We start from the raw sequence: 8353 nt of genomic DNA on the forward strand, positions 1-8353 counted from the left end.
TGACTTTGAGCACACGTGCCGTATCACGAATACCACTACCATTGTTGCACATATCAATAATCTTTTCTTTTGTCTCAGGAAGCCTGCCTTTTGCTTTATATTCAAGCTGAAAGTATTTGCCACAATCTTGGCATTTATACTTCTGAACTCCCTCAGGGTTTGACTTTATCCTATGCCTACCAGCCTTTACTGTATTATTGGATTTACATAGCCTGCAAGTAACGTCAATTTTTGCCATTTTTGATTGAGCATTTTACACGGAGTTAAGACAAAGTAAAACACTACCCCACTATTAACTCATTTTATTCCAGATAAAGAGGACTATGATGTTAGCTCAGGTCAGCCTTGGAAAGGAGTGGTGAAATCAGAAGTGGTAGGAGGGATGCTGGAAATTACGGTCAAAGCAGGGAGGCATGGCACTAGTGAAGTTGCCCATCAATTTGTTGATAGAATAAAAAATCTGCCTCTTATTGGGACATGTGTAAATGAAGATTTGGCTCCTAGGAAGTTAAACTTTTATATTTCAGGCTATTTGACAATAAATGGCATTGACTATGGTAAGGTGTATTTCGCTCAAGGGCATGGAAATGGAAGAAATAACTGGTGGAGTACAGGCCCTTTTTATATCAGTGAAGATAAAAACTGGAGTAATAATATTCAACAGCAGATTGACAGACTTCCCGCTGAAGATGCATCTGTTGCTATAGTCAAGTTCTTCGCAAGTCTTGGTGTATATGTTTTTGGTCAACTAATGGTGTGCCCACCAACAGATTATGTTAATAAATTTAGATATGCAGGGAGAAGTACAAAGATGGGATAAGAGAAAGCTCACGACATCATAAAAGATTGAAGAGTTCATCTAGTGAGTATACACATAGCCGCATTTGGGCATTTTTTAGATAACTGCGTAGTGTTCTAACATTAATATTTAGGGAGGACGCTACAAACTTTTTGCTATATCCTTCTTTTAATAAAGTAATACATCGATACTCTTGTGCTGTTAAATAGGCTGTAGGTAATGTAGATGAAATAATATATTGTTTAACTTGAGTTTTTTGAAAAAAGGCTTTGTGTTTTTCGCTCTTAGCTACATTGGTGGAAGTACTGTGGAATAAGCATGGTTTATCCTTAGATATTTTTGGTCTGTCCGGTATAATCGTGTGTTGTATGGTTTTAGATTTTTCCATATAAAAGTAAATAAAATGTTCTAAAATTTCTAAATTATTGACATAAAAATTATTAATACTATGGTTTTCTCTTGTAGAGGCGAACAGATAGAGGTCTATATAGTCGGTTTTATTTTTGTAAATTGTAATGCCATTGGCTATATTGAAATACAGTTTAGCAACTTCTAACACTTTATCATCAGGACATGCAATCCATAGTAGATATTTAATTTCTGATATATTCAGAAATTTATTGCTGAAATTCCCTATCCGATAATACTGATTCTCAAAAAAATGATTAAGCCAAGCAGCGTTATTAGATAACGAATATCTACTGCCATCTCTAAATATTCTAATATGATTGAAATATGTGATACCATAAATATGAAGTGGTTTAATTATCTCTTCAATATGATTTGAACATTTCAATCCATAGAAACTATCGCTATTAATTAGAATAATTACACAAAAAATTAATATAGTTATAAATATTTCGACAGTATATTGAGTTTTCCTTGAGAATCAAGAGCATAAACAGGCAAATTTTGGTACAATCAGCTAAGTTTTTTTATCTACATAACAGGTTAATTATGTCTGAACAATATATTTATTCTATGCATCGTGTTGGCAAAATTGTGCCACCGAATCGCTATATTTTGAAAGATATCTCATTATCATTTTTCGATGGCGCAAAAATTGGCGTATTGGGCTTAAATGGTGCAGGGAAATCAACACTTCTTCGCATTATGGCTGGGCTTGACACTGATATTGTTGGTGAAGCCGCACCGAGAAAAGGGGTGAAAATTGGTTATTTGCCGCAAGAGCCGACATTGGATCCAACAAAAGATGTGCGCGGTAATGTTGAAGAGGCGCTCTCTGATCTCAAAGATATGCTCGTTCGTTTTGATGAGATTAGTATGAAGTTCTGTGAGCCTATGAGTGATGATGAAATGAATAAGCTCTTAGCGGAACAAGGTGAGCTTCAAAATAAAATTGATACGGCAGGGGCTTGGGAAATTGACAGAAAACTTGAAGTGGCAGCTGATGCACTTCGCCTTCCTGCTTGGGATGCTGATGTCACAAAACTATCTGGGGGTGAGATTCGCCGTGTTGCACTTTGTAAGCTTTTATTGTCATCTCCTGATATTTTACTTTTAGATGAGCCAACAAACCATTTAGATGCAGAAAGTGTTGCTTGGCTGGAGCGCTTCTTGCAGGAATACAAAGGGACAGTGGTTGCCATTACGCATGATCGTTATTTTCTTGATAATGTTGCTGAGTGGATTTTGGAGCTTGATCGTGGTGAGGGTATTCCATTTAAAGGGAACTATTCCAGCTGGTTAGAGCAAAAAGAGGCGCGTTTAGCTCAAGAGGAGAAAAAGCAAACTGCACACAGAAAAGCTTTGCAGCAAGAGCTTGAATGGGTTAGACAAAATGCCAAAGGCAGACAGGCTAAATCAAAAGCACGTTTGGCACGCTTTGATGAGTTAAGCTCAGAAGAGTTCCAATCACGAAATGCTACACAGGATTTATATATTCCACCTGGCCCTCGTTTAGGCAACAAGGTAATTGAAATTGACAATATTGCTAAGGGCTTTAATGATCGGATCTTAATTGATGGGCTAAGCTTTAATGTGCCAGCTGGGTCAATTGTTGGTATTATTGGACCTAATGGTGCAGGTAAGTCCACATTCTTTAAGATGATATCGGGTATTGAATTACCTCAAAGTGGTAACATTAACTTTGGAGACACGGTTGATTTGGCTTATGTGAATCAATCACGTGATACGCTTGATGGCAGCAAAACTGTATGGGAAGAGATCTCAGATGGTCTTGATGTGATCACGGTTGGGAAATTTACCATGCCATCTCGCCAGTATGTTGGTCGCTTTAATTTTAAAGGATCGGATCAACAAAAATATATCAAAGACCTCTCAGGTGGTGAGCGAAATCGTGTTCATTTGGCCAAGTTATTACGCAAAGGCGGTAATGTTATTCTGCTTGATGAACCAACAAATGATTTGGATGTTGAGACTTTGCGTGCGCTTGAGGAGGCGATTTTAGCCTTCCCTGGATGCATTATGGTTATTTCACATGACAGATGGTTCTTAGATAGAGTTGCAACGCATATTTTAGCCTTTGAAGGGGACAGCCAAGTTACATGGTTTGAAGGGAACTATGAAGCCTATACCGAAGATAAGAAAAAGCGCTTGGGCGATGATGCTATTGATCCGCATCGTATTAAATATAAGAAGATTACTGCTTAGTTGTTTGTATCGAACGTTAATTAAAGGGGTGTTAGAGGTGAGATTAAAACTCACCTCAACCTTACAACGTTGCTTATAAGCGCCTTCATGCCCTCAATGCTAGTATGAGTTTGTAGGTTAGATTTAATGATATTCATAACTTGTTCATGCTGATCGGCTTTTGCTTGAATTCTAGGGTTTTCATCTATTTCGATTTCACTTGTCCGCTGGAAAAAATCCTGGCCTCTATCATAGAAATCACATACAGTGTTGAGCATAAAGTAATACTGATTGGTTAACAGAGAATTTTTCTTTGCAATGCGAATAATCTCGCTTGTTTTAAGGTTCATTTTAACTCTGCGATCATGTTCCATGTTGGCAAAAAGATAGGATTGGATAAAGGTCTGTATACATAAAAATCCTGATCGTATATCTCTGTATTTATCATATGAAGAAAACCAGTGTAACGCCCTTAATAAAGAGATTTTATCTATATTATAGAGACCTCCTACGTGTGCTCTTAATTGTCTTCTATCGCCAATTTTAATCATTCGTTCATAAATTGATAGGCAGTCATTAATAAAGCCTTTGATCTGATCTGATGTATTATAATAGGCGCAATGAGAGTCCTTTCGTTGGATTTCCCAGCGGACTATAAAAAAACGAAACTCATAGACTATGCGCATGGTTCCGTCACTGACTTTCACTTCAGTATCACTTCTTTTTGTAGTATGGGATGTGTCTTCGTAGGTTGTAACGTCCATAAATTCATTTACAATTTCACAAGCTTTATCAAAAGCCTCTTTACAGATATGTGAATCGGCAGTTGATATAGGAATGCTAGATATTCTCTCTAATGCTCTATCAATAAATGCTTGTTCTCCCTCATGGATAACATTGTATCTTTTCCATTTCAAAAGGGAGTGAGAAATATTCTCTACCTCTTTACTACACCCCAGGCATTTATTGTTAGGTAGATAATGATCAGTCAATGACAATATATCAGTAGTTAATGCCATCTTTCTTGGCAGTGCATTGGAGTCAATAGATGCATAGAAAGGGCTCATCCCCAGCCAGCCTGTTCTTGCTCCGAATATATTATCTATGGGCTTAATATGTAATTTAGCCTGCGTACTTAATTGTAATGACTGTAAATTTAGATTTCTGGCTTTGTGTGTATTGAAATAAAGCTTATTCACTTGGAGGGTGGGGATAAAAGCATTTGAGTGAGATGAACTCCATGAGGAGGGAAAAAAGTGAGTTCTCATAGTGGTGCTATCTTTGGTATATATAGCGGTTATGATACTACTAATAAAAAGGTTTGCTCCTTGGTGATACACGGTGTTTCTGTCGCTACAAGTTTGTAATTTATACTTTAAGTATCCGGGAAATAAGAATATATAGGTTTTTAGTGCATCGCGTAACTCTAAACTATTTGCGTGTCCATAGAGCACACCAACATCAACTGAGGATACAATGACGCGCTCTCCTTCAAGGTTAGAGGAATTAATTTGAGTCATTTGTTCCAATTCAGTGCTATGTAATAAATGGCTTTCCCCCTTGGTAGCATGTGGGTCAAGGAAAATAGCTTTAAAAATTGTGACATCATTAATTAATATGGGATCATCATGCAAGTGGCTTCCCTCTTTAAGGGGAAAAGGAAGTTTAAATTTTTCAGGTACATTGATAACATTAAAATAACTGGCCATCAGGCGTTGATCCTGTGAATATTCTCGTAGTTTCATCATTTTCAATCCTTCTTTATGTGCTTCCAGCCTCGATCTTCCACTAGGGGCTAAGGTTGGGACTACATTGGTATCAAAGCTATATGCACCCTGCGGACAGCCTGTCATGTATAAGAAAAATAGGGACAAAAGGTTTTTCATATCGATAAGAGAGCGTTTATCTTTTAGCGTATATAAATGATGAAGCATATAGTTGACTCTATTTATAATCCACCCTTGTTCGCTTCGAGTATCATCATGATCCTGCATAAGGGCGCTCATATAGGAAAAAATGCCTCTAACCTTAATATTTCTATATTGCCTAAACTCATTTTCATATATATTAACATGCTTATCGATGCACCAAAATATAATCTCTCTAGTAGGGTCTTCCAAGGAAAATTTGCTAGGACCTATTAGATCGTGTCTGCACATTGATGGGCCAAGATCTCTACATTCTCTGGGAGAAGGGATATCTCCTATCCAAGTAAAATTAATTTGTGGTTTTGACATGGTTTTAATCTTTCCTTATAAATAATTCCATTTATTTAATCTGCTCATAGATGAACATGAGTAGGTATATACTGAGTAAGCTTAATCTTCAGCTTTCCATATTTGATAGTCGGATATCGTTGAGGAAATATTTCTAATAGTGCTGATATCTTCGTGTGTAGAGCTATAAAAGGCACTACAAATTCCGCAAATATACTCTTTTGTTACTTTCGACTCCCCAATTTTTTTATCATAGGCTAAAAAGGTTTGCTTTGTATCAAGGCATTTATTACAGGCCAATCTTGCGCAGCATCTACAATTGTGTCTACAACCTTTCCACGTTCGAGTACCACAAAACTGGCAACGACCGCTGTGCTGTATACTTTGTGCATTGAGTTGAAGGACGCGCCTTTGAGCGTTCTCCCAGATCTCTTTAGCAGTTTGTGTAATACATATAAGTGTATTGCTAGCAACTGCCTTTGGCCTGTTGATTTCTTGCACGATGCGACAGAGCTTTTGCTCTTGCCATCCGGTATTTATGATATGTGGATGTGTTAGGTTGATGCCCCAGTATTCATTCATGCATATTGCGATTTCTGAGATTTGCTGATGTGAAATGTCCCGAGAGATATGATCAAAATGTTTAAAAATTGCCAAGGTTGAAGTGATTACGGCAGAGAGTACATAATTCCCTAAGGATAAAGAGGGAATGTTTGTAGCCCATCCCATATATGAGTGTTCACTGATAAAAAAAGGCAACGAACCAGCAGTTTCAGGCTTGCTGCCAGCAAACTGATCCAATAATTGTTTTAAAATGGAAGTTGCTGCCGCTTGGTTGTCACAATAAATGATAATAAAATCACATTTTTTATCATTTAAGATTTGATTCACTTTAAAGGAAATGACACCTTTATTTTTTCTAAATACAGAAAGTAAAAAGCTTATTATATTAGCGGTTAAGCTTGCGGAGTGAGGGTTAATAACCACCCTTGCATTTTCCCTCACTTGCTGCTGGAATGCATAAGAAGAGGCATGGTATCGATTATCAAAATATATCCAATTACCGCGAGATCTGGCATAGGTAGCATATCGTTGTAATAGATATTGCCCAAAGCCAATATCTTCAAAGTGCGCTTCTCCTTGAAACTGCTGTTTATAGGAGGGGTATTGAAGATCTTTTATTCGGTCAAATCTCTCCATAGAAGCGCTTTGATCATAAACTTTATATATTTGCTTTAACTTGTCAGCTATTTCAATGTCTTTTCTTCTTAAAACCACTAGGGACTCATGGATAAAATAGCATAAGCGGTTGTTTATGTGCATTCTGGATTTCCTTGATAACAATATAGGTATGCGTTTGACTTAGGCAATATGTTGCGTTACTTTTTATAGTTACAAATCCACCTTTTGGACATCATGATTTAAAAAAGCACTTATTAGCAAGCTTTAGATGATAGACAAAAGATATATCCAACATCGTTGCACTTCCTTGATGCAATTATTAAAATATTCCCATTAAGTATTACGATTTAGGATTAACTAATATTAATTATGTAATTTGTATTTTGAAAAATCATCCATGATTTCTAATATACATCTATTTGAGTTGTTATATTTTATATGCTGACATGGATTGAATTTCGATTCAAGTTATTTTGAAATAATTATAAATATCTACTTTACGGGCAATAAGTGATTTTGACCTGTTATATAATTGGTGATTTTTCTTCTCTAGCCTTCTGCTGGTATTTCTTTTATAGTCAACTTAGTTTTATCACGATTAGTTTATTGATCAAATGTAATTAAGGAGAGAGTTTTGAATATCATCAAGCGCATGAGTGCCGCTAGCGTGCTTTTTTTATCTGTCGGTGGTTTTCATGCATATGCTGCAGAAGAACCACACTATTCTACAGAATATCAATACGGAACCATTAGTGCGCTTTTAGCAGGAGACTACCATGAGAAAGTTTCCGTTGAACAAGCCAAAGATGATGGGAATAACTTTGGGGTTGGTGCTGGTGTTGGCCTTGGGGAAGTTGTGGCTGTTAATGGTGAGTATTTTATTGCCGATCCACATGGAAACATGAGAGAGATGAAAGACGGTGATGGGCTGTCATTCTTAACGGCAACAGATTTTAAAAAGGATGATGGACTTAGCTTTGCAATCAACAAAAAAATCACATTGACCAAGCTACAAGCTCAAATCTCAAATAAAATGAAAAATAATCAAAATAGCTATGCTGTATTGGTTAAAGGTAAATTTGCACGTGTGCTTGCGCGTAGCGAGAATTATGATAAAGAAATGGGCACACCTTTAGTTGAGTGGTTAAAACACAATGAAAATCGTTATATGCTTACGGATGTTGCAGGCACTTTTGTCATGTTCTATTCACCAAAATATGTTGCTGGGTTTGGTGTGCCGGGTTATCACACGCACTTTCTAAGTCAGGATGATAAATTAGTCGCCCCTGAAAAAGTAGCTTTTCACATTGTTTTTGTGTGTTTATTGTTCACTGAACTTTATTTCAAAACTCAAAGATATGCCCTAATTGAGTTGAGCCAGCTTCTTCTGGATAAAAATAAATCAAACAGTGACATGCAGGACACAAATACCCAACCCATCTACCAGAGTGACTCATTTAATCTGTGTCAGGTATGTCTAAACAGGTGTCAATAACCTCATCACATGCTTAAGATTCATTCCCATTCCCGCTGAGATTGCATT

Annotated in this window: 7 protein-coding genes; 3 read left to right on the forward strand and 4 right to left on the reverse strand. The window is 36.8% G+C overall.

The features are described 5' to 3' along the window. The coding region (locus A37Q_RS0109365; protein ID WP_018300017.1) for an IS1-like element transposase at positions 1 to 238 on the reverse strand (238 nt) is incomplete at its 3' end. A gap of 120 nt (positions 239 to 358) precedes the next feature. Between A37Q_RS0109365 and A37Q_RS0109370 the strand changes: the two genes are divergently transcribed. Beyond that, positions 359 to 820 carry a hypothetical protein gene (locus tag A37Q_RS0109370; RefSeq protein ID WP_035405124.1) on the forward strand — a complete coding sequence of 154 codons (462 nt, stop codon included), beginning with the start codon at positions 359 to 361 and terminating at the stop codon, positions 818 to 820. 16 nt (positions 821 to 836) lie between these two features. Here A37Q_RS0109370 and A37Q_RS0109375 read toward each other — a convergent pair whose 3' ends face one another. After that, positions 837 to 1595 carry a helix-turn-helix transcriptional regulator gene (locus A37Q_RS0109375; protein ID WP_018300019.1) on the reverse strand — a complete coding sequence of 253 codons (759 nt, stop codon included), beginning with the start codon at positions 1593 to 1595 and terminating at the stop codon, positions 837 to 839. Positions 1596 to 1756: 161 nt separating this feature from the next. Between A37Q_RS0109375 and ettA the strand changes: the two genes are divergently transcribed. Beyond that, positions 1757 to 3433 (forward strand): energy-dependent translational throttle protein EttA, encoded by a 1677-nt coding sequence (gene ettA / locus A37Q_RS0109380; RefSeq protein WP_018300020.1) that lies wholly within the window; start codon positions 1757 to 1759, stop codon positions 3431 to 3433. Positions 3434 to 3483: 50 nt separating this feature from the next. Here ettA and A37Q_RS0109385 read toward each other — a convergent pair whose 3' ends face one another. Together A37Q_RS0109385 and A37Q_RS0109390 are read right to left on the reverse strand one after the other, a co-directional pair. Then, entirely contained in the window at positions 3484 to 5649 is a 2166-nt protein-coding gene (locus A37Q_RS0109385) for a hypothetical protein (protein WP_018300021.1), read from the reverse strand. A gap of 81 nt (positions 5650 to 5730) precedes the next feature. Beyond that, the gene (locus A37Q_RS0109390) at positions 5731 to 6951 is read right to left on the reverse strand and encodes an FYVE zinc finger domain-containing protein (protein WP_026196621.1); all 1221 of its coding nucleotides are present in this window, start codon (positions 6949 to 6951) and stop codon (positions 5731 to 5733) included. 493 nt (positions 6952 to 7444) lie between these two features. On the opposite strand from A37Q_RS0109390, the gene A37Q_RS0109395 reads away from it, so the two are divergent. Beyond that, positions 7445 to 8305 (forward strand): acetolactate decarboxylase, encoded by an 861-nt coding sequence (locus A37Q_RS0109395; RefSeq protein WP_154648673.1) that lies wholly within the window; start codon positions 7445 to 7447, stop codon positions 8303 to 8305. Positions 8306 to 8353 lie beyond the last annotated feature (48 nt).

The organism is Fangia hongkongensis FSC776 = DSM 21703 (assembly GCF_000379445.1).
GTDB lineage: Bacteria > Pseudomonadota > Gammaproteobacteria > Francisellales > Francisellaceae > Fangia > Fangia hongkongensis.

Bases quoted from the DNA above. Each gene is read 5' to 3' on its own strand.
- A37Q_RS0109385 (WP_018300021.1), bottom strand. From the start codon at position 5,649: ATGTCAAAACCACAAATTAATTTTACTTGGATAGGAGATATCCCTTCT.
- A37Q_RS0109390 (WP_026196621.1), bottom strand. From the start codon at position 6,951: ATGCACATAAACAACCGCTTATGCTATTTTATCCATGAGTCCCTAGTG.
- ettA (WP_018300020.1), top strand. From the start codon at position 1,757: ATGTCTGAACAATATATTTATTCTATGCATCGTGTTGGCAAAATTGTG.